Annotated in this window: 15 protein-coding genes; 5 read left to right on the forward strand and 10 right to left on the reverse strand. The window is 69.3% G+C overall.

The features are described 5' to 3' along the window. Positions 1–2: 2 nt before the first annotated feature. The 3 genes from pyrE to ACOOGH_RS16855 are packed head-to-tail and all read right to left on the reverse strand — an operon-like array spanning position 3 to position 1,864. Positions 3–677 (reverse strand): orotate phosphoribosyltransferase, encoded by a 675-nt coding sequence (gene pyrE / locus ACOOGH_RS16845; protein WP_420450010.1) that lies wholly within the window; start codon positions 675–677, stop codon positions 3–5. Further along, positions 592–1,092 (reverse strand): Fur family transcriptional regulator, encoded by a 501-nt coding sequence (locus ACOOGH_RS16850; protein WP_420450011.1) that lies wholly within the window; start codon positions 1,090–1,092, stop codon positions 592–594. Before ACOOGH_RS16850 ends, pyrE begins: the two co-directional genes overlap by 86 nt. Positions 1,093–1,129: 37 nt before the next feature. Further along, positions 1,130–1,864 carry a hypothetical protein gene (locus tag ACOOGH_RS16855; RefSeq protein ID WP_420450012.1) on the reverse strand — a complete coding sequence of 245 codons (735 nt, stop codon included), beginning with the start codon at positions 1,862–1,864 and terminating at the stop codon, positions 1,130–1,132. A 146-nt stretch (positions 1,865–2,010) separates the two neighbouring features. On the opposite strand from ACOOGH_RS16855, the gene ACOOGH_RS16860 reads away from it, so the two are divergent. Together ACOOGH_RS16860 and ACOOGH_RS16865 are read left to right on the forward strand one after the other, a co-directional pair. Next, positions 2,011–2,523, forward strand: coding sequence for a DUF192 domain-containing protein (locus tag ACOOGH_RS16860; RefSeq protein WP_420450013.1), 513 nt, complete (start codon positions 2,011–2,013; stop codon positions 2,521–2,523). A 76-nt stretch (positions 2,524–2,599) separates the two neighbouring features. Continuing rightward, entirely contained in the window at positions 2,600–3,988 is a 1,389-nt protein-coding gene (locus ACOOGH_RS16865) for a class II fumarate hydratase (RefSeq protein ID WP_420450014.1), read from the forward strand. Between the two features lie 49 nt (positions 3,989–4,037). On the opposite strand, the gene ACOOGH_RS16870 is transcribed toward ACOOGH_RS16865, so the two are convergent. Genes ACOOGH_RS16870 through ACOOGH_RS16880 form a run of 3 tightly spaced genes read right to left on the reverse strand, consistent with a single transcriptional unit; the run spans position 4,038 to position 8,223 of the window. Next, a complete protein-coding gene (locus ACOOGH_RS16870) occupies positions 4,038–4,970 on the reverse strand; it encodes a DUF4340 domain-containing protein (RefSeq protein WP_420450015.1) in 933 nt (310 codons plus the stop codon). Then, entirely contained in the window at positions 4,967–7,222 is a 2,256-nt protein-coding gene (locus tag ACOOGH_RS16875) for a Gldg family protein (protein WP_420450016.1), read from the reverse strand. The genes ACOOGH_RS16870 and ACOOGH_RS16875 overlap by 4 nt, the downstream gene beginning before the upstream one ends. Continuing rightward, positions 7,219–8,223 carry an ATP-binding cassette domain-containing protein gene (locus ACOOGH_RS16880; RefSeq protein WP_420450017.1) on the reverse strand — a complete coding sequence of 335 codons (1,005 nt, stop codon included), beginning with the start codon at positions 8,221–8,223 and terminating at the stop codon, positions 7,219–7,221. Before ACOOGH_RS16880 ends, ACOOGH_RS16875 begins: the two co-directional genes overlap by 4 nt. A 266-nt stretch (positions 8,224–8,489) precedes the next feature. Here ACOOGH_RS16880 and ACOOGH_RS16885 point away from each other — a divergent pair, with 266 nt between their 5' ends. Continuing rightward, positions 8,490–10,430: a hypothetical protein gene (locus ACOOGH_RS16885; protein WP_420450018.1), complete on the forward strand. Its 1,941-nt coding sequence runs from the start codon at positions 8,490–8,492 to the stop codon at positions 10,428–10,430. Between the two features lie 55 nt (positions 10,431–10,485). Here the strand turns inward: ACOOGH_RS16885 and ACOOGH_RS16890 are convergent, their stop codons facing one another. Genes ACOOGH_RS16890 through ACOOGH_RS16900 form a run of 3 tightly spaced genes read right to left on the reverse strand, consistent with a single transcriptional unit; the run spans position 10,486 to position 14,202 of the window. Continuing rightward, positions 10,486–11,490, reverse strand: a complete 1,005-nt coding sequence (locus ACOOGH_RS16890) for a sugar phosphate isomerase/epimerase family protein (RefSeq protein ID WP_420450019.1) — start codon at positions 11,488–11,490, stop codon at positions 10,486–10,488. Beyond that, entirely contained in the window at positions 11,487–12,716 is a 1,230-nt protein-coding gene (locus ACOOGH_RS16895; protein ID WP_420450020.1) for a Gfo/Idh/MocA family protein, read from the reverse strand. Before ACOOGH_RS16895 ends, ACOOGH_RS16890 begins: the two co-directional genes overlap by 4 nt. Before the next feature lie 7 nt (positions 12,717–12,723). Then, complete coding sequence (locus ACOOGH_RS16900) at positions 12,724–14,202, reverse strand: MFS transporter (RefSeq protein ID WP_420450021.1); 1,479 nt, start codon at positions 14,200–14,202, stop codon at positions 12,724–12,726. A gap of 142 nt (positions 14,203–14,344) precedes the next feature. On the opposite strand from ACOOGH_RS16900, the gene ACOOGH_RS16905 reads away from it, so the two are divergent. Continuing rightward, the gene (locus ACOOGH_RS16905) at positions 14,345–16,717 is read left to right on the forward strand and encodes a DPP IV N-terminal domain-containing protein (RefSeq protein ID WP_420450022.1); all 2,373 of its coding nucleotides are present in this window, start codon (positions 14,345–14,347) and stop codon (positions 16,715–16,717) included. A 137-nt stretch (positions 16,718–16,854) separates the two neighbouring features. Next, positions 16,855–18,384, forward strand: coding sequence for a serine hydrolase domain-containing protein (locus tag ACOOGH_RS16910; protein ID WP_420450023.1), 1,530 nt, complete (start codon positions 16,855–16,857; stop codon positions 18,382–18,384). Here ACOOGH_RS16910 and ACOOGH_RS16915 read toward each other — a convergent pair. Then, a complete protein-coding gene (locus ACOOGH_RS16915) occupies positions 18,381–19,358 on the reverse strand; it encodes a 5'-3' exonuclease (protein ID WP_420450024.1) in 978 nt (325 codons plus the stop codon). The genes ACOOGH_RS16910 and ACOOGH_RS16915 overlap by 4 nt on opposite strands. Positions 19,359–19,400 lie beyond the last annotated feature (42 nt).

A 19,400-nucleotide genomic window follows, 5' to 3' on the forward strand; every position in this document is an offset into this window, starting at 1 on the left:
GTCTACTCTCCCGCGGCCACCGCCGCCCTCAGATCGCTTGCCGTATAAAGTACCATCGTTTGCAGGCCCGCCTGCTCCAGCGTGGCTCGCCCCCCCTCCTCGCGGTCCACGAGGCCGAGCACTCCGAGCACTTCGCCGCGGGCCTGATTCACCGCCTCCACCGCCTGGAAGGCGGATCCGCCGGTCGTGATCACGTCCTCGACGACGACGACCCGGGCGCCGGGCTCGAAGCAGCCTTCGATCCGTTGTCCCTTGCCGTGCCGCTTGGCGCGCTTGCGGACCGAGAACGCGTGGATCGGGTCCCCGGCCCGCCAACTGGCGGCGGCGATGGCGTATGCCAGCGGATCCGCGCCCATCGTGAGGCCGCCGACCGCATCCGGTCGGAGTCCGGCGTCACGGATGGCCGCGAGACCGACCTCGCCCATCAGCACCTGTCCGTGCGCGTGCATGGTCGAGGTGCGGCAGTCGATGTAGTAGTCACTCCGGGCGCCGGAAGCGAGAACGAAGTCCCCGAGCCGGAACGAGCGCTCGGCGAGCAGATCCAGAAGTCTTGTGTGGGCGGAACTCAGTAGACCCTCCTGGCTGACCTGGCTAGATGACCTGGCGCATCGCCTGGCCGGATTCGGCGTCGCAGCGAGCGCAGAGCCCGAACAGCTTGAGTTGACGCCTGAGTACATGGAAACCGAGTTGCCCGGCGACTTCCGCCTGCAGCCGGTTGAGTTCGTCGCGCTGGAAGCGGACCACGTCTCCGCATGCGGTGCAGATCAGGTGGTCCTGCTGCGCCTGTCCGACCTTCGCTTCGTATCGCTTGAAACCCTCGTCGAAGTCGTGTTCGGTGGCGAGGCCGACGCGCACGAGCAGGCTCAGCGTCCGGTAGACCGTCGCCTTCCCCGCGCGCTCACCCTCGTCCCGCAGCCGCGCCACGACATCGTCCGCCGAGAGGCGCTGCCCCGACTCGAACAGCGCTCGGGCAATCGCTTCCCGCTGATGCGTGACGGGGAGATGATGCTCCTGCAGCGCGGCCCGAAAGAGGCCAAGCATCACGGCGGCACAGCCGAGAGGCGGTCGGGGGGTAAGGGTGTCCGTGGTCATGGTGTTCTCAACGCGCTGAGAAAGATACGCACGCTCGTCACGCCTGCAACCAGCCGGACTCGAAGTCGTCCACGACCTGCCGCAGCAGACGGTCGACGGGAGACGCCGGACGCGGTGTCAGGAACCGATCCGAGAAGCGGTTCAGCGCGACGCGGAGGCCGCTGAAGGTCTTGGCGGCGTCACGGTAGCAACCGTCCAGTTGCTGGCGGCGGGCGAAGGGCGCATCGGCGGCGAGCGAGAAGCCGGCCTGTCCCATCGCCTCGTAGTAACCGAGGTCGGGTCCGCCTCGCCGATGCTCCCTGGTACAGATCCAGTCCGGAAAAAGGCCCGACAGCCAGAGCGCGAAGTTGCCGAGGTGGGCGCTGAGCAGGAAGCCGCGACGCCCATCCGATTCACCGATCTCCGCCACCAGGTCCACGAGATAGTCGTACTCGGAATCATCGTAGGCGGCGATCCGCTGCGCCCGCGCTTCGGTGGCGAAGTGGAGAAAGATCGAGGTTACGTAGTCGGCCATGAGCCGGGATTCGACGCCGCTCTCGAGCAGGCTGTGCCGCAGCGCGACGTAGGAGAAGAGCGCGAGGGGGAGCGCGGACACCCCCGGCTCGGCGGCGAGCGCGCCGGATGCCTTCGGGTGATCGAGCAGCGCGTCGATCCCCCGTTCCGACACCAGCGTCTCGAGGTGGGTCCGCTGCTCGCCTTCGCGGGCAAGCAGGTAAACGAGTCGGGCCGCGTCGTCCCGGCCGAAGGAAGCTCTGACGTCCGGAAGAATCATGCCGCTCCCCCTTCCCATGGTCCGCCCCCTCCGGCCCCTCCACCACATTCCGTACCCCAAGGTCGTCTGCTAGTTTTGTCTTCTGCTAGTTTTCCTCGCGAGAGCGGACGCCGCAACGGAGTCGACCCCAATGGCGACGATTTGACATGCTGAGAGAACGTTTGAGAGAGTCCGGATTCTGGCTGACGGTGGCCCTTGCAGCCCTGTCCACGGCGTGCGGTTCCGCCGACGCGGGCGTGCGCGACGCCGGCGCCGAAGGGAGTGGCGGGCAGGCCGCCGAAGCGGGCGCGGGCGCCGCCGTCGAGGCGTCGGAGCTGGTCCCGCTCCGGGTGGGCGGGATCGAGATCCAGGTAGAGCTCGCCGACGACGTCGACGAACGCCAGCAGGGACTCATGTACCGGGAGTCGCTCGAGGAGAATCAGGGGATGCTGTTCGTCTACCCGGAGCAGCGCACCCTCGGGTTCTGGATGAAGAACACGCTCATACCCCTCGACATCGCGTATATCGACCGCGAAGGCCGGATCGTCGATATCCAGCAGATGGAACCGCAGACCACGGAAACCCACGATTCGGCCGCCCCGGCGATGTACGCGCTGGAGATGAACCAGGGGTGGTTCGAGGCCAACGGCATCCGCATCGGAGACCTCATCGAATTCTAGCCCGGGTCCTCGACGCCCGCCTGCACGGACCCGCGGAGCCCACGGAAACCCACCGGAACCCACGGACAACCCACGTATGGATCATCGCATAGAGAAGGATTCCATGGGGGAGATGGCGATCCCCGCCGACCGGCTCTACGGAGCGCAGACGGAGCGGGCCCGCCAGAACTTCCCCATCTCCGATCTCCGCTTCGGACGCCGCTTCATCGAGGCGCTCGGCGCGATCAAGCTGGCGGCTTCCCGCGTGAACCGGGAACTGGGGCTCCTCGACCCCGAACTCGGCGCGGCGATCGAGCGGGCGGCCGGCGAGGCCATGAGCGGAGAGCTGGATTCCCACTTCGTGCTGGACATCTTCCAGACCGGCTCCGGCACGTCGACGAACATGAACGCGAACGAGGTCATCGCGAACCGCGCCATCCAGCTTCTGGGCGGCGTCGTGGGTTCGCGAAGCCCCGTCCATCCCAACGACCACGTCAATCTGGGACAGTCGTCGAACGACGTGATCCCCACCGCCACCCACGTCTCGGGACTGGTCGCGATCGAACGTGAGCTTCTCCCCGCGCTGGAGCGGCTTCGCGCGGCGCTCGCGGACAAGGCGGAGGAATTCGATCACATCGCGAAAGCCGGACGCACGCACCTGCAGGACGCGACCCCCGTCCGCCTGGGACAGGAGTTCGGCGGCTACGCCAGCCAGCTGAGGCACGGGATCCGCCGGGTCGAGGCGGTGCGCCCGGCGCTGGCGGAACTTGCCATCGGAGGGACGGCGGTGGGGACCGGCATCAACACGCCGGCCGACTTCGGTGCGCGGATGTCGGCGGCGCTGAGCGAGATCCTCGGAGTCGAGTTCGTCGAGGCGTCGGACCACTTCGAGGCGCAGTCGGCGCGCGACGCGGTCGTCGAGGCGAGCGGGGCACTGCGCACGGTCGCCGTGAGCCTGACGAAGATTGCGAACGACCTGCGCTGGCTGTCATCCGGGCCGCGAACGGGACTCGGCGAGATCAACCTCCCCGCCGTACAGCCCGGCTCATCCATCATGCCGGGCAAGGTCAACCCGGTGATGGCGGAATCCGTCCTTCAGGTCTGCGCGCAGGTCATCGGCAACGACGCGGCGATCGTCGTAGGCGGGCAGTCCGGGAACCTCGAACTCAACGTCATGATCCCCGTGATGGCCCACAACCTGATTCAGAGCGTCCGGATTCTCTCCACCGCCAGCGTGGAATTCGCCGAGCGCTGCGTGCGGGGCATCACGGCCAACGAGGAGCGCTGCCTCCGGAACGCCGAATCCACCGCGGCGCTTGCCACCGCGCTCGCGCCCGTCATCGGCTACGACAAGGCGGCCGAACTCGCCAAGCGCAGCCTGGCGGAAGACCGCACGCTGAAGGAACTGGTGCTGGAGCGGGGGCTGGTCGACCCGGCGGAACTCGACCGCATCCTCGACTTCCGCGCGATGACCGAACCCGGCTGACCCGGCCCCGCTGACCGCGCCCTGTTGACCCAGCCGCGTTGACCCGGGGCTACTCGGGGACCGGGACCAGCGCCTCCGGGAGCAGGCGATTCACCGTCAGGTCGGAGAGTCGAAAAGCCTCCGTGCCGTCCGCGAGGCGGGCGACCCAGTCTCCGCGCTCCTCGTCCTCCAGCAGGAGGATCGAGAGTTCGAGTTGCCGGCCGGTTACGTCGGCGGATCCGGCCGAGAACACCTCGAACGAGGCGTCCGCGAGCGTGAAATCGGCGGCCGCCTCTTCCTCCTCCGTCGGGAAACCCGATGCGGAGACCGAGGGCAGCATGGCGAGAAGCCTCTCCACGAGGGCCGAATCCGCCGGCGCGTCACCCGCGAGCCACCCGTCTTCGCCGCGGCGCAGCACAGCTTCCCGCTCCCCGCGGCGCATGAGGATTTCCCGCACCCCCGCCGTGTCGACGGCAGCGATCAGACGCGGGCGCCAGCCATCGCGCTCGCGGTTGAGATAGCCCCCGGCCGGACCGTCGAGCCGGTATACGACATCATCCCCCGGAAGGCGCACGAAATAGCCCCCCGAGCGCGTGTCGCGCTCCCCGAGATGGAACCCCCGCACATCGCCGCCGCCCGTCCGCACCTCCACGCGCCGACCGCCCTCCCCGACGCCCAGTCCCGTGTGATTCGAGGGGTTTCGGGCCACGAGTTCGGCGGAGGAGAGGTTCCCGATCACGTCCAGGAGGTCGCGGATCTTCGGTTCGTCCGCCACGTACCCGTCCACCGTCCACCCCGCGTCCGTCCGCTCGAGCCGCACGACTCCGGCACCCTCCGCGAGCACGATGTCCACGCCCGCGACGGAGTCCGCCACCACGAAGGAGAAGCCGTCACCCACATCCAGCGTCCCCCCCTCGCCGCTGTCCCTGAACAGCCGGGGCAGGAAGAGGAGCACCGCCACGCCGAGCACGACCGCGATGACCTTCAGTTGCCTGGCGTTCATACGAGCGCGCCTCCCTCCGTGAAGGAGCGCTGCTGCACCTTGCGCCGCCGCGCGAGCCGCAGCACGCCGATGAGGACGAAGAGCAGCGGAACGCCGGCCAGGTTCCCGTACCGGGTCAGGTCCGGGAGCCATTCGTTCGGGAAGAGGAGCGTCGGCGGCGCGCGGTCCTTGGACCGGATCGAGATCAGCGCCTCGTCCTGGGCGAGCCAGTCGATCGCGTTCTGGAAAAAGATCATCCCCGCCAGCCCGGACATCGATTGCGAAAGCGTCTCGTCGTGGATCAGCGACGAGGAACCCGCGAGGACGATGCGGCCTCCGCCCGGCTGCGTGTAGGCCACCGCGAGCGTCTCCGTCGTCACGTCTTCCTCCGAAATCTCTCCATCCGGCGCGATGATCGCGGCCCAATCCTGCATCGCGTCGATCGAAAGCGGCGTCTGCAGTCGCCCGCCTCCCTCCGAAGTCGTGAGAAGTGGCGTCACCAGAGTGCTGTCCTCCACTTCGACCAGAAGCGGGCTACCGAAGCGGATCGGCACGTTCGTCACGCCGTCGACGATCACGTGTCCGGAGGCCGGCTGCGTGAGCGTCCACAGCGGATAGGGCACGATGTAGGAGCCGCCCTGGGACGGCATCTCCACCTGTTCGTGGAGCAGTAAGTCGAAGGCCAGCGACGGAACGATGCCGAGTCCCCGCGCCTGCAGCAGCGAATCGAGCGCCGGGTCGAAGGTGGGGCCCGCGTAGCGCGCCTGCATGTCCGCCGTCACGCCCGACTTGAGGACAAAGAGACTCCCGCCGCCGTCGACGAACCGGCTTATGATTTGGCCGGCCGCGGGCTCCAGCGGCATGCGGCCGCCGGCGATCACGAGTACGTCGATCGAATCCGGCACCGCCGCGGTCGTCGAGTCGATGCCGAACTCCACCACATCGTATTCCAGCTGGAGGCGACCGCGTGCGAGCCGGAGCCCCGCGTTCAGACTCAGTTCGCCATGTCCGGTCAGGATCCCGATGGCGGGGCGTTCCGCCCGCGTCAGGGCGCGGATCATCGAGGCCAGGCGGTATTCGAGATCGGCCGTCTGCCGGACGAGCGGGATGACCTGGCTCTCCCCCGCGTACTGGACCGCCAGCCCGAAGTACCGCTCCTGAATCGACAGTTCGTCGTCGTCGACGATCTGGAAGGGCACCGGACGGATGCCGAGCAGTCCCGCCTCCTGCTGGGCGTCGGGGTCCTCGTCGGGGTCCGCGCGGACGAGGTTCACGTTGGCGCCGCCGGTTGCGTCGAGATCCCGGAGGAGATCGTCCAGGTCCCGGCTCACGGGCGTGAGTTGCGGCGGCAGTTCCGCGGACTGAAAGAGCTTCAGCGTGACGAGGTCGTCGAGGTTTTGCAGCAGGTCGGCCGTCGGAGGGGACAGTGTGTAGACCTTGCCGGGCGTGAGGTCGAGCCGGCCTCGCAACTGCGCGCCCGCCAGCGCGGCGAAGATCGCGATCCCGACCATCCCCAGGACGCCCACGCGCAGCCGTCTGTATGCAGGGCCCTCGCGGCTCAGGCGTTCGCGCATGACGGAGAAATACGTGAGCGAGAGGAAGGCCGTCGCGAGCGCCGCGAAGTACAGGACATCCCTCAGGTCGATGACGCCTCGCGCCACGTTCGAGAAGTGCCCGAGGACGCCCAGACGCGCCGCCACCGCCGCCAGCGGGCCGGCGAGCGAGAGCGTGACCGTGGGGAGTCCGATGAGGTAGAGGGCGAAGCCGACCGTGACCCCGATGATGAACGCCGTCACCTGGTTTCTCGTGAGGGACGAGGCCCACAGGCCGACGGCGGCGAGGGCCGACATCAGGAACATCGATCCCAGGTACTGGGAGAAGACGACGCCCCACTGGAGGTCCGCGCCCAGGGTGAGACCGAGCGGGATTCCGAGCGTCCCCGCCATGGCGACTGACATGAAGAGGAGCACGCCGACGAACTTCCCGAGCAGGAACTCCACGACCTGGATCGGCTGCGCGAGCACGAGTTCGAGCGTCCCGGCGTTCCGCTCCTCCGCGAACGACCGCATGCAGACGGCCGGGATGAAGAAGAGCAGCAGCCAGGGAAGGAGCGACAGCATCGGCCGCAGCGACGCCTCGCCCAGGAGGTAGGCCTCCTGGAAGTAGAAGTAGAAGTTGATCCCGAGGAAGATGACCAGGAGGATGTAGGCGGTCGCGTGGTCGAAGTAGCTCGCGAACTCCCGCTTCGCGACGGTGAGGATGCGGCCGATCATCCGTCCACCTCCTCGCTGCCCTGCAGCGCCTCGTCGGTTGCAGGCGCCTCGTCGGCCGGCCCCGTGCTTTCGGCGGTGAGCTTGTGGAAGAGATCCTCCAGGCTCGCCTGCGCCAGGTGCAGCTCCCAGAGCGGCCAGTCGCGCGCGGCGGCGAGTCGCGAGATGTCGGGTCGCGGATCCTGGCCGGAAGTGCCCTCGACCGCGAACCGGATGCGCCCGCCGGCGTCCGCTTCCAGGGCGTCGGCGCGGGCCACGGAGGGAAGCTCGCCCAGCGCGTCGCCCGCCGCGTCCCCCGGAGCCTCGAGTTCGACCATCACGCGGGCGCCGCCCTGGCCGGCGACCAGTTCATCGACCGATCCATCGGCGACGATGCGCCCTTCGTTGATGATGACGACGCGCGAACACGTCTTCCGGACTTCCTGCATCACGTGCGTGCTGAGGAGTACGGTGCGGTCGGACCCGACGTCCCGGATAAGGCTTCGGATCTCCACGCGCTGGTTCGGGTCGAGCCCCTCGGTCGGCTCGTCGAGGATGAGGATCTCGGGTTGCGAGAGGATGGCCTGCGCGAGACCGACGCGCTGTCGGTATCCCTTCGAGAGCTGGTTGATGGGCCGGTAGTAGACGGCTTCGATACCGGTCTGCGCGACGACATCGTCGGTCCGCGCGCGGATCTCGCCGGGGCTCATCCCGCGCAGCCGGCCCATGAAGGTGATGTATTCGCCCGCCAGCATGTCGCGGTACAGCGGGTTCGTCTCGGGCAGGTAACCGATGCGGCGCCGCAGTTCGATAGGATGGTCCTCAATGGAGAGGCCATCGATCGAGATCGTGCCGCCATCGGGTTCGAGATACTGCGTGAGGAGCCGCATCGTCGTCGTCTTGCCCGCGCCGTTCGGCCCGAGGAAGCCCACGACTTCGCCGCGGTCGATCGAGAAGGTCGCGGAATCCACCGCGACGGTCTCGCCGAAGGTCTTCACAACATCCGTAAGCGATACGAGTGACATGCGAGTGACGCCGAATCCGGGTTGGAGTGCACGAACCGCCCGTGGTCGACGGCACATCGCCGGACGGACCCGCCGATGGACAGCCGAGTGGGGTCGAACAGTTGCCCGCGCGGCGGCGGCACTCGGGCCGTCCCCCCGACGGGGGCGGCAAAGGTAGATCGGGCGTGGCGCGAGTCAAGCGCCGCGTGGCGTCCGACCGCTCGTCCGACCCGACCGGTGGCCGGGGATCGCAGACAGGCCCGCCGCGCGGGTGTACGTTCCGCAGCATGAACTTGTTCCTCGATGCCGGTCGGCGTGTGCTGGGGCTCTGCCTGGTGGTGCTCGTCGCCGTCCCCGTGTTCCTGATCCTCGATCCCGGCGGATCCACGACCCCTCTCGACGTCCCCATGCGCCGCGCGGGGATCGAGCACTGGTCGTACATGTGGGGCGGCACGACCGGCTTGTGGGCCCTGCTTGCGGTGGCTGTGGCCGCCCTCGCGGGCTGGCTCGCCAAAGGGCGGTTGTCGGGTGCGCTCGCGCGAAGCGGCCGGATGATCGAACGGCCACCTGCGTGGTCGGTGGCCGCGCTCATGGGGCTGCTGGGCGCCGGGCTGGCGACCGTGGTCGCGCTGGCGGTATTCGAGGGGCGCACCCTGCTCAACGACGCGAGCGTACAGTTGGTGCAGGCCCGTTATTTTGCCGGCGGTGAGCTTGCCGGACCTCCGCTCGCCATGCCCGAGTTCTGGACGATCCAGTTCATGGTGCAGACGGCTGCGGGCTGGGTGTCCCAGTATCCGCCGGGCAACGCGCTCTGGCTCGCGGCCGGGATCAAGCTGGGTGGTCCGTGGATCGCAATGGCGGCGGCCATGGGGATACTCGGCGTCTTCTCCGTCCTCTCTTTCGAGCGCCTGCTGCCCGGTCGGATTGCGGCGGCGCGGCTCGCCGCCCTGCTCGCCGTCACGAGTCCCATGCTGCTGGCCCTCGCCGGGGCCTACATGAACCACGCGACGGTCGCGGCCTTTGCCGCGCTCGCCCTCTGGTTCTCGCTCCGGGCCGAGACGGGCCGGGCCGTGTGGGCGCTGGCGGCGGGCGGCGCGATGGGCTTCATGGTTACGACGCGCCCCGTCTCCGGACTGCTCATCGGCGCCGCCGTGACGGCGGGCGTGTGGCTCACCGCGCCGCGCCGGGAGCCGGGCCTGCACCGGCCTTGGCTCCTGCGCCGCTTCGCCTGGTGGGTGCTGGGCGGCCTCCCGTTCGCGGTCGGCTTCGGCTGGATAAACGCCCGCTTCTTCGGCGGCCCGCTCACCCTCGGCTATACGGCCGCGGCCGGCCCGAGCCACGGCCTCGGCTTCCACGTCGACCCCTGGGGCCGCGTATACGGCTTCACGCAGGCGCTGGGCTACACGTCGACCGAACTGATTTCGCTCGGCCGCGAGCTCTTCGGGACCGTACTCCCCGTTGGCCTGCTGGTCGGTCTCTTCCTGCTCCTCGCGCGGCGCCTGGATCGCGGCGAGCGCATCCTGGCCGCCTGGGCGCTGCTGCCCATCCTGGCGAGCGCGCTGTACTGGCATCACGATCTCGTCTTCGGCCCTCGGATGCTCGGCGAAGCCGTGCCCGCGTGGTGCGCGCTCGTCGTGCTGTCGACGATTGGTCTTGCACGCGTGGCGCGCCGCGGCTGGCTCTCGGACGCGGTCGCCGTTGTCGTTCTCATCGCCATTGGCTACGGGCTGGCTGCGGGAGGGCGTGAGCGCGTCGTGCGACTCGGAGGCCGCGCCGCACCCGTCCCCGAGGTTACGGAGCCCGGCCCGTCGCTCGTCTTCGTGCACGAGTCCTGGCAGGATCGGATCGGTGCCCGCCTCGCCGCGCGGCCAATGCGACTCGACAGCGTCCGGGCCCTTCTGAATCAGTATTCGCCCTGTCGTCTGGAGGGCGCGCTCGTCGGCGCACAGCGACCGGAAGAGGTGGAGGATCGGTGCAGGCGGGAAGCCGCCTCCGATCGGCTCGCCTGGCTCGGTCTCACCGACTACCTGTGGCGCGGGGACCTGCCGGGGCTCGGGGGCTCGGGCGTGCTCTGGGCGCGGGATCTCGGCCCGGAAGCGAATGCGCGGCTCATCGAGGCATACCCCGATCGAACACCCCTCTTTGCGCTGCCGGATGGTGAGGGCGACGGCCAGGTCGTCCCGTACGAGATCGGCATCAACGCCTTATGGGGCCCCGCTCCGCCGTAGCGGTCTCGAGCACGGGCTCGAAGAGTCGTCGGGCCGGAGCGCGTCGAGCCCGACGTCAGTCTGCGGAGAACGCGGCGTCGAAGGCGGTCGCGGACGGTGGGAAGGTCAGCGCGCGGAGCCGCTCGCAGGCCTCTTGGGCGCCGTGCTCGCGGTCCATGCCGCTGTCCTCCCACTCGATGGAGAGAGGACCGCCGTAACCGACTCGGTCGAGGGCGCGCAGGATTTCTTGGAAGTCGACCCGTCCGCGCCCGATCGAGCGGAAGTCCCAGCCGCGGTCCGCGTGCCCGAAGTCGAGATGGCCGCCGAAGACGCCGGATCGGCGCGGCGTGTCGGACCACCAGACGTCCTTCATGTGCGCGTGATGGATGCGGTCGCCGAACTCGAGGATGAAGCCGATGTAGTCCACGCCCTGATAGGCGAGGTGGCTGGGGTCGTAGTTGAAGCCGAACGCGCCGCGGCTGTCCACGGCTTCGATGGCGCGCGCGGCGCTGCTCGCGTCGAAGGCGATCTCGGTGGGGTGGACCTCGAGGGCGAACTTCACGCCCGCCACGTCGAAGGCGTCGAGGATCGGGTTCCAGCGGTCCGCGAAGTCGGCGAATCCGGCGTCCACGAGGTGCGGCGGGTGCGGGGGGAAGGCGTAGGCGGCGGCCCAGATGGAACTGCCGGTGAAGCCGTTCACGACCGGAACGCCGAGCGCAGCCGCCGCACCGGCCGACCGGCTCATTTCCGCTGCGGCCCGCCGCCGCACACCCTCCGGGTCGCCGTCGCCCCACACGCGCTCCGGCAGAATGAGCTGGTGGCGGGCGTCGATCGGATCGCACACGGCCTGCCCGACGAGATGGTTGGAGATCGCCTGCACCTCGAGGCCGTGGGACGCCAGCAGATCGCGCTGCCCGGCGGCGTAGCCGTCCTCCTCCGTCGCGCGCACGACGTCGAAGTGGTCGCCCCAGCAGGCGAGCTCGAGTCCGTCATAACCCCAGACGGCCGCCTTTTCCGCGAGCGTCGCGAGCGGCATGTCCGCCCACTGGCCGGTGAACAGCGTGATCGGTCGTCCACTCATTGCGCTGACTCCCCCGGCGCCCCGGACCGTCCCGGTTCGGCGGCTCCGCGTCCTCCCGGCTCTCCCGGCGGCTCGTAGCGCGCGTCCACCCATGCGCCACGGCGCCCGCTCTCCACTGCGCATTCGAGGAAATGAACCCCGCGCGCCCCGTCCCAAACCGTGGGGAAGTCGAGGTCCGCCTCGTCCGGCGTCCGTCCTTCGTCGAGGGCTTCGATCGTCCGGATCACATTCCGGTACAGGTTTCCGAACCCCTCGATGAACCCCTCGGGGTGGCCCGGCGGCACCCGGGAAGCCCGGGCCGCCGCGGACGATACCCACCCGTGGCCGCGCCGCCGCGTCCGCGCCCGCCCGTCCGGCGTCCGCCACCAGAGCGTCTCCGGATCCTCGTGCCGCCAGGCGAGCGAGCCCTCGCTCCCGAACACGCGCAGCGCAAGCCCGTTCTCCTCGCCCGCCGCCACCTGCGACACGGTGAGCGTCCCGCGGACCCCGTCGCTCCAGCGCATGAGCAGGCTCGCGTCGTCCTCGAGCCGCCGCCCGGGAACGAACGTCGTCAGCTCACCGCACAGCGCCTCCACCTCCAGCCCGGTCACATAACGTGCCAGGTGGTGCGCGTGCGTCCCGATGTCACCGAGCGCGCCGGCCACGCCGGCCCGCGCCGGATCGGTCCGCCACACCGCCTGCGGGTGTCCCGTCTCCTCCAGCGGCGTCGCCAGCCACCCCTGGAAGTACTCGAGTTGAACACGCCGGATCTCCCCCAGCCTCCCTTCGAGGACGAGGTGGCGCGCATCCTTGATCATCGGATAGCCGCCGTAGTTGTGCGTGAGCGCGAACACTCGATTGCCCCCGGCGACGAGCCGGCAGAGCGCCTCCGCGTCCCCGAGTTCCGTCGTCAGCGGCTTATCGCACACGACGTGGAATCCCGCCTCGAGGAACGTCTTCGCCACGTCGAAGTGGAGGTGGTTCGGCGTGACGATGATCACGAAGTCCAGCCGCTCACCCTCGGGTCGCGCGGCCTCGGCCTCCGCCATCTCCGCGTAGCTGCCGTAGACGCGGTCCGGGTCGAGGCCGATCTCGGCCCCCTTCGCCGCCGATCGCCCGGCGTCCGACGAGAACGCACCCGCCGCGATGCGCGCGAGGCCGTCCAGTTCGGCGGCCATGCGGTGCACGTCCCCGATGAAGGCGCCCGGTCCGCCCCCGACCATTCCGTAGGTGAGACGACGAGTCATCCGAGCGTCATCCGTCGCCCGACTCCGTGCCGATCCGGACGGCCCGGTATCCGCCCGCCCGCCGGTCGCGCATGCGGATGAGTCCGAAGATGAGGATGAGTACGGCCGTAATCGGAACGAGACGCCGGAACGAGACCTGCCCCCCGTAGTTGTCCGCCGGCCCGAGGATCGCGTTCGCCCGCTCCACCAGCGCCTCATCGCCTCCGGAGTCGATGATCGCCCGCAGCGCGTTCGCCGTGACCGACTCCGGAAGCGCGCCGTCCGGCCCCACGCCGTCGAGCGCCTCGCCCACCGTCTCGCCCGCCGCCGCCATGTCCGGGGCGGTGCTCTCGTCGGCCCCCGCGAACGCCATCGACGCGTCCGTCAGGAGCGCCGTCGTCTCGACCACGGGAATCCGCTCGTGCCCCACTTCGTCGGCGATCTTCCCCATCCACGGCGTCGTCCACAGCCCGACCACCGCCATCCCCGTCGCTCCCATCATCCCCAGTCCGAGCGCGCCGGATCGCGGCACCCGCTCCGACACGAAACCGAGCATCGTCGGCCAGAAGTAGCAGACGCCGACCGCAAACACGGTGGCCGAGGCGAAGGCCATCACGGTCGTCTCCGCGTAGCTCAGCCACAGCAGTCCCAGGACGGAGACCGCCGCACTCGTCGACAGCACCCCCGTCGGCGAAAGCGTCTCGACCACGGGTCCGGCCTTGTAGCGCAGGATCGCCATGAGGCCGTTGATCCACGCCAGCACGAGGATCCCGGGAATCCCGCCCGCTTCGAGCACCGCCGGCACCCACCGGTTCGGCCCCAGTTCGGTCGACGCCGTGATCGCCATGCAGAACAGCATCACGATCATCAGGGGCGTCGTGAACGTTGCCTTGAACATCTCACCCATGCCGACCCCGGCGCGGACGCCCTCCGTCGGCGGGAACTCCTCCCGCCACATCAGGTGGCCGTAGATGAGGGTGGGGATGAGGATGAGAGCGATCTTCAGTTGCCACGCCGTGAGCCCCGCGGAGTCGAGCCCGAAGGCGAGCACGGAGCCGATCACGATCCCGCCCGGGAACCACACGTGGAACTGGTTCAGCTTGACCGTCTTACGGTCGGGGTAGAGCGCGGCCACCAGCGGGTTGCACGCGGCCTCGACGAGCCCGTTCCCCAGCGCCAGCGTCAGTGCCCCGGCGAACGCCTGCCACAGGCCGCCGGCCGAGATGAGTACGATCGCCCCCACCAGGTGACACGCGAAGGCGAGCCGGAGTAGGAAGCGCATGCCGAGCGTGTCGCAGAAGGGCGCGAAAAGGACCTGCGACACCGCGAACCCCCAGATCGCCGCCCCGCCGATCAGGCCCACTTCGTAGTTGGTGAGGGTGAACTCGCTCTTGAGCGTGAACATGACGATGCCCACCACCGCGAAGGTGACGGAGGTCGCGATCAGCGACACGCAACTGGCCAGGAAGAGCCGCCTCGGGCGTACGGTGGACGAGGTCGTGTGCACGGAAAACTCCTCGGATGGGGTCGGCGGGCACGCTAGCCCCGCTTCGTCCGAATCCGCAACGCCGCCGGGACGCTACCGGACGGGGAATGCGACGATCTATGTTCAGGCGAGACCAAGGCCGCTCCAGACCCGGGAGGATCCCGTGAAACGTCTGTTCATCTTCCGCTCGCCAACGGAGTTGGCATCCCTCGCTCCGGCCGCCCTCGTCGCGGTGCTCACCTTCGCAGCCGCGGCGCCCGACGCCGTCGCCCAGTCACGGCCCCACGCGCCGGAATCCGTGAGTGCGAGCGAGTATGCGCGCGCGGAGCAGTTCCTGTTCTGGAACGCGGAGAAGCTCACCTCCGGCGCGACCGTCGCTCCCCGGTGGGTCGACGCGAACCGCTTCTGGTACCGGAACCAGGTGTTCGGCGGCCACGAGTTCATCATGGTCGACGCCGCGGCCCGCACCCGGGCGCCCGCCTTCGATCACGACCGGCTCTCCGCTGCGCTCTCCGAGGCCTCCGACGAGAGCCACGAGGCGACGGACCTCCCCTTCGACGAGTTCGAGTTCAACGACTCCGGCGGGATCCGCTTCTGGACGGACACGCACGAGCGCTGGGACTGCGACCTCGGCGCCTATCGCTGCACCGGTCCGGATTCGGTCGCGCAGGCGACGCACGAAATCGGGTACTCCGGCGGCGGCCGCGCCGTCTTCTCGCGAGACGAGAACCTGTGGGTGCGCGACACCGACACCGACGAGGAACGCCAGCTCTCGACCGACGGCGAGCCGCACTGGGGCTACGGCGTCGCGCCGGAGGGCTGCTGCTCGGAGATCTCGAACCGCCGCAGCGGGTTCAAGCCCCCGCCCGTGGCGGAGTGGTCCCCGGACGGACGCCGCATCGCCACGCACCGCTACAACGAGCAGGATGTCGAGTCGCTGCACCTCCTCGAGACGGCGACCGGGCGCCCTATCCTCCACAGCTACAGGTACGCGCTACCGGGCGACTCCATCGTCCCCACGTGGGAGCTGTACGTGTTCGACGCCGAGACCGGGTCCTCGGTGAAGGCCGACTACGACCCCGTGCCCGGCTACTTCGGCAGCGCGGACACGACTTGGCACGCCACGCAGTGGGCCCCCGCCGGCGACCGCCTCTGGTTCTCGCACCACTCACGCGACTTCAAGAACCAGACGCTCGTCGAGGTCGACGCGGAGACGGGCGCGGCCCGCAAGGTGATCGTCGAGAGCGGTGACACCTGGGTGGAGCTGAACCAACTCCGCACGCCCTACAACTGGCGCGTGCTCGACAACGGGAGCGAGTTCGTCTGGTTCTCGGAGCGCGAGGGCTGGGGACACCTCTACCTGCACGACCTCGCCACCGGGGAGATGAAGAACCGGATCACGCAGGGGTCCTGGCTCGTCGTCCAGTTGCTGGCCGTCGACGAGGGCGCGCGGCAGGTCTACTTCACCGCCGTGGGCCGCGAGCCCGGACGCGACCCGTACTACCACCACCTCTACCGGGCCTCCCTGGACGGCGGCGGGGTGACGCTGCTCTCTCCGGAGGACATGCATCACCAGGTCACGGCCTCTCCGGACGGCCGCCATTTCGTGGACACCTACTCCACGCGCGCCACGGCCCCGGTCACCGTCCTCCGGGACCGGACCGGGCGCGCCGTGATGATGATCGAGCAGGCCGACATCGGGCCGCTCCTCGAGGCCGGGTGGGAGCCCCCGGTGCGGTTCTCCGCCAAGGCCCGGGACGGGGTGACGGATGTGTACGGCTACCTGTGGCTGCCGCCCAGGATGGAGGAGGGGACGGTCTATCCCGTCATCGACTATGTCTATCCGGGACCCCAGATCGGCCCTATCCGGACGCCCGGCTTCACGACGGGGCCGCGTGGGCAGGGCCACGCGTTCGCCCAACTCGGGTTCATCACCTTCGCGGTCGACGCCATGGGCACGCCCTACCGCTCGAAGGCGTTCCACGAGAGCTACTACGGTGACATGCGGGACAACGGGATCCCCGATCACGTGTCGGCGCTCAAGGCGCTCGCCCTCCGCTATCCCATCGACATCGACCGGGTGGGGATCTTCGGCCACTCCGGCGGCGGCTTCTCCTCGATGGACGCGATGCTGACCTTCCCGGACTTCTTCAAGGTCGCGGTGTCGGGGGCCGGGAATCACGACCAGCGCGGCTACCACTTCCCGTGGGGGGAGAAGTACCACGGACTGCTGGAGCGGAACCCGGACGGGACGGACAGCTTCGACTCGCAGGCGAACCAGAACATCGCATCGAACCTGAAGGGGAAGCTGCTGCTCCATTACGGGTCGCTGGATGACAACGTGCACCCGAACATGACGCTGCTCGTAGCGGACGCCCTCATGGAGGCGAACAAGACGTTCGACATGCTCGTGTTCCCGAACCGGAACCACGGCTACGCACGCGAGCCGTACCTGATCCGGCGCACGTGGGACTACTTCATCGAGCACCTGATGGGCGCCGAGCCGCCGGTCGACTACCAGATCGTCCAGCCGTAACGGCCTCGGGCGCCCCGGCTCACGTTCCCGCGGGAACGCCCGGCCTCCGCCGCGGGGCCGGGCGAACCGCTTGTCAGCCTCCCTCATCCGGCGCACGTTCAGCCGGAACGAGGCCCGACCCCTATCCGGAGGACCCCATGCGCCGCGCCCTTGATCAAACGTTCGTAACGCACCTCTGCTGTGTGCTTTCGCTCTCTCTCGTCGGTGTTCTGGCCTGCGCGCCGGAGGACGGCGGCGAGGCCGGCGGGGACGAAGCCTCCGGCGAATCCGTTATGGACCGGGTAATCGCGCGCGGGGAGTCGCTCGAGTTGCCGACCGAGTGGGACCCGCCTCCGGGCGAGCCGATCGTGCATCACACGGCGGGGTTCGCGAAGACGCTCTGTTCCGGGACGTTCATCACCGGACTCGACTGGCGTGACGCGGCGGCCAACGTGGGCGGCTTCACCGCGCCCTTCCAGCACCGCGGCGCCGTCGTCGACACGGTCGTCGACATGGAGGCGAAGACCGTGAGCCTGACGCTCGGCTCGGGGATCACGCGCACGGCCAAGCTGTACGGCAGCCAGGGCTGCATCACGCACCCGCTGGGCCAGGACTCGATCTACTTCACCCCGTCCATGGTCGAGCCGAACACCCCGGACCCGGCCACCACGCCGTGGCCCATGGGAGACGTACTCCCGGACGAGCCGTATCCGCCCGAGATCGACATGGACAAGGTCGGGCAGGCGGTCGAGATCGCGATGGACCAGGAGGGGAAGACGCTGGGCTTCGTCGTCACCTACAAGGGTCGGATCATCGGCGAGGGCTACGGCCCGGATGTCGACATGCACTCGCCGCTGGAGAGTTGGTCGAAGGGGAAGTCGCTCACCGGCACGCTCATGGCCGTCCTCATCCAGCAGGGCGTGTACGGACTGTGGCAGCGCGCCCCGATCCCGGAATGGCAGGGCGATGACCGAAAGAACATCCGCATCGCCGATATCATGCGCATGTCGAGCGGCATCCGGATCGTCGCGCCGCAGGACCCGGGCTACACGGAAGAGATGGGGTATCCCGACCACCTCTATCTCTATACGGGCGAGAACGCCTTCGAGTGGGCGGCCACCCGCCCGCAGCAGTGGGAGCCGAACACGGTGGGACGGTACCGGAACACCGATCCGGCGCTCACGAACTACCTGACCCGGCTCGGCGTGGAGGGGCGCGGCGACGACTATCACGCCTTCCCGCAGCGGCACCTGTTCGACAAGCTCGGGATCCGGAACTTCGTCATGGAGACGGACCCGCACGGGAACTTCCTCACCCAGGGCTACGAGTTCGGCTCCGCCCGCGACTGGGCCAGGCTGGGCAACCTCTACCTGCAGGACGGCGTGTGGGAGGGCGAGCGCATCCTCCCCGAGGGCTACGTCGACTACACGATGGAAGTCGCGCCGGCCTGGATCGCGGACGGACGGCCCGTCTACGGCGGCGGCTTCGTGTGGAAGGACCTCGGCTTCCCGATCGAGGACGACTACGGCGCCTTCGGGGGAGCCGGCGGACAGTACACCGTCTTCATCCCGGCGCGCGGTCTCGTCATCACGCGCCTCGGCAAGTACACGGGCGCCGGTCCGGGTGGAGACAACCTGGACGCTGCGATCGCGCTCCTGATGGAGGCCGTGCCCCGGATCGGCGACTAGACCGGCGGTTCGCGCTCGGCGGCCAGGCGGTGGGCGCGGCGGGCGAGGTCCGGGGCGTCGAGTACCGTGGCGACGAGGTCGAAGTCGTCGCGCGGGCCTGACCACTCGAGGTCGTCGACGCTCGCTGAGACCGGAGCTTCGCGGACGAGCGTGGCGAGGCGGCGGAAGAGGAGCGCGTCGTCGAGGCCGCTGCGCAGCGTCTGGGCGAGACGTTCGGGCCCGCGCACGGAGACGTCCCAGTCTCGTCCGTCCGAGGGGATGTCCTCGATGCGGCCGTAGCGGGTGAGCACCGCTGCGGCGGTCTTGGCGCCGAAGCCGCGGATGCCGGGGAATCCGTCCGCCGAGTCTCCCACCAGGGCCAGCCAGTCGGGGATCGCGGTCGGGGGCACGCCGAACCTCTCGATGACTCCGGCCTCGTCCCGAAGTATCCGCTGCCGGCGGTCGAACTGCACGATGCGGTCGCCCTCCACGCACTGGGCGAGGTCCTTGTCCGGCGTGCAGAGGAAGACGCGCTCCACGCGCGGATCGGCGGCGGCCATCGCGGCGCCGGAGGCCATCCCGTCGTCCGCCTCGTGCTCCACCATCGGCCACACGACGAACCCCGCCGAGGCCAGCACCTCCTCCACGAGAGGGAACTGCGAGTAGAGCGCCGGGTCGATGCCGGAGCCGTCCTTGTAACCGGGCCAGAGATTGTTGCGGAAGGACTCGATGACGCGGTCGGTGGCGATCGCGATGTGGGTGGCGCCACCCTCGAGGAGGCCGAGCATCGAACTCACGACTCCGCGCGTCGCTCCGATCTCGTGGCCGCCCGCGTTCTTCGCCGAGGGCGCTCCGTAGAAGTGCCGGAACAACTCGTAGGTGCCGTCGATGAGGTGGACCTGCACGCGAATTCCGCCTTCCGCTGACGCCCCCGCCGCGACTCGCCGCCCCGCCCCGGTCCCGCCCCCGAAGCGTCGTGCGTCGGAGCGTGGCATGCAACGGCCCGTTCTCGGGACTGGTGCCGGGGGGGCGCCCGT

The sequence above is a fragment of the Candidatus Palauibacter sp. genome (assembly GCF_965213655.1).
Lineage (GTDB): Bacteria > Gemmatimonadota > Gemmatimonadetes > Palauibacterales > Palauibacteraceae > Palauibacter.

Coding starts and splice junctions, on each gene's coding strand:
- pyrE (WP_420450010.1), bottom strand. CDS start 677: ATGTACTCAGGCGTCAACTCAAGCTGTTCGGGCTCTGCGCTCGCTGCG.
- ACOOGH_RS16850 (WP_420450011.1), bottom strand. CDS start 1,092: ATGACCACGGACACCCTTACCCCCCGACCGCCTCTCGGCTGTGCCGCC.
- ACOOGH_RS16855 (WP_420450012.1), bottom strand. CDS start 1,864: ATGATTCTTCCGGACGTCAGAGCTTCCTTCGGCCGGGACGACGCGGCC.
- ACOOGH_RS16860 (WP_420450013.1), top strand. CDS start 2,011: ATGCTGAGAGAACGTTTGAGAGAGTCCGGATTCTGGCTGACGGTGGCC.
- ACOOGH_RS16865 (WP_420450014.1), top strand. CDS start 2,600: ATGGATCATCGCATAGAGAAGGATTCCATGGGGGAGATGGCGATCCCC.
- ACOOGH_RS16870 (WP_420450015.1), bottom strand. CDS start 4,970: ATGAACGCCAGGCAACTGAAGGTCATCGCGGTCGTGCTCGGCGTGGCG.
- ACOOGH_RS16875 (WP_420450016.1), bottom strand. CDS start 7,222: ATGATCGGCCGCATCCTCACCGTCGCGAAGCGGGAGTTCGCGAGCTAC.
- ACOOGH_RS16880 (WP_420450017.1), bottom strand. CDS start 8,223: ATGTCACTCGTATCGCTTACGGATGTTGTGAAGACCTTCGGCGAGACC.
- ACOOGH_RS16885 (WP_420450018.1), top strand. CDS start 8,490: ATGAACTTGTTCCTCGATGCCGGTCGGCGTGTGCTGGGGCTCTGCCTG.
- ACOOGH_RS16890 (WP_420450019.1), bottom strand. CDS start 11,490: ATGAGTGGACGACCGATCACGCTGTTCACCGGCCAGTGGGCGGACATG.
- ACOOGH_RS16895 (WP_420450020.1), bottom strand. CDS start 12,716: ATGACTCGTCGTCTCACCTACGGAATGGTCGGGGGCGGACCGGGCGCC.
- ACOOGH_RS16910 (WP_420450023.1), top strand. CDS start 16,855: ATGCGCCGCGCCCTTGATCAAACGTTCGTAACGCACCTCTGCTGTGTG.
- ACOOGH_RS16915 (WP_420450024.1), bottom strand. CDS start 19,358: ATGCCACGCTCCGACGCACGACGCTTCGGGGGCGGGACCGGGGCGGGG.